Annotated in this window: 1 protein-coding gene and 2 pseudogenes; all 3 read right to left on the bottom strand. The window is 56.4% G+C overall.

The genetic code is table 11. The annotated features are described in order from the left end of the window. On the bottom strand, positions 1-612 hold a 612-nt coding region (locus tag ACOCD2_RS17680), incomplete at its 3' end, for an ArdC family protein (protein WP_419625841.1). Positions 613-636: 24 nt separating this feature from the next. Then, a pseudogene (locus ACOCD2_RS17675) lies at positions 637-768 on the bottom strand (conjugal transfer protein TraD); the annotation flags it as partial. A 68-nt stretch (positions 769-836) separates the two neighbouring features. Then, positions 837-1,122: pseudogene (locus tag ACOCD2_RS17670) on the bottom strand (DNA topoisomerase III); the annotation flags it as partial.

The raw sequence follows: 1,122 nt of genomic DNA, 5'->3' as shown, positions 1-1,122 counted from the left end.
TGTAGCGTAGTAGTTATCGGATGTGGGGAATTGCCCCTTATCCGGAAGGTGAATGCTGTCGGTAGCCGGACGGTAGAAGGCACGGTTGCCTTCGGCGTGCCGGATGGTAGCGCCAGACGCACTAAGGATGTGTTCAGCACGCTCGTGGGCATCCCATTGAACAGGTTTGCGCGCAAGGGCCGGCAGCCCATCGATCTGCTCGCCATTGAATACGGTCGCAAAGAAAACGCGAGGGCGTTCAAGTGCCACGGAGACCTTGACGGGATGCCCGTCGTTGTCGAGGACAGGCTTGCCGTTGTCATCGAGCTTCGTTTGTTGCTCCGTAAATTTCCAATACTGAACGGGAGTGCCTTTTTCTCCCCTACGGACCTGTGCGCCGGCAGCCGCCGCCTGCTTATAGGTCATCCACCGGGGATCACCGTGACCTTGCGAAAGCAGGAAAACGGCGTTGATACCTTTGTAACGTTTCCCGGTCGTTGGATTCATCGGTATAGCGCCTTCGCCGGGCATCCAGGGCCGTTGCCAGGGCGCGGTACCGTCCTTGAGCTGCTGAATCAGTCGCTCAGCAACGGTCTCGTGGAAAGGTTTTTTCGATGGTTTCCTGGCAACCATGACTTACACCTCCGGAACAGTCGCGTCGATCAGATCGGCGCCGCTCTCTGCGGCGTCCTGCTCAGAAAGGGCGTCCTCGACAAATGCGCCGGCGCGTTCCGCTTCTTCCGGATCGAATTCGGCCTGATAGCCTGGCGTCATGGCGTCGGCGAGCTTGGAAGAAATCGGGTCTTCGTTATTCGTCACGTTTTTTTGATCTTCAGCGTTCATATGAATATTCTCTTTTACTGAGTTTTTTGAACATTGCGGCCCTTACTGTAGTGGGGCCTTCCTTTAACGTCTGGATAGGTCTGTGCGCAGGTTGGGAAATTGCTGCATCCCCACCAGAACTGACCTTTCTTGCGGCTCGGCCGCCGGGAGAGGCAGGCACCGCAGGACATACATTTGTATTTGGTGGAAACCGGGGCCGCTTCCTTACCACCAGCAACGGCAACAGAACCATCGTTGGCCCTGGCCACCTGGTCCCGAATAAATGCCTCCTGTTTAGCAATGAAGGCATCAAGCTCGGCT

The sequence above is a fragment of the Thiolapillus sp. genome (genome assembly GCF_048562965.1).
GTDB lineage: Bacteria > Pseudomonadota > Gammaproteobacteria > Chromatiales > Chromatiaceae > Thiolapillus > Thiolapillus brandeum_A.
This window is presented reverse-complemented; position numbering and strand designations above follow the sequence as displayed.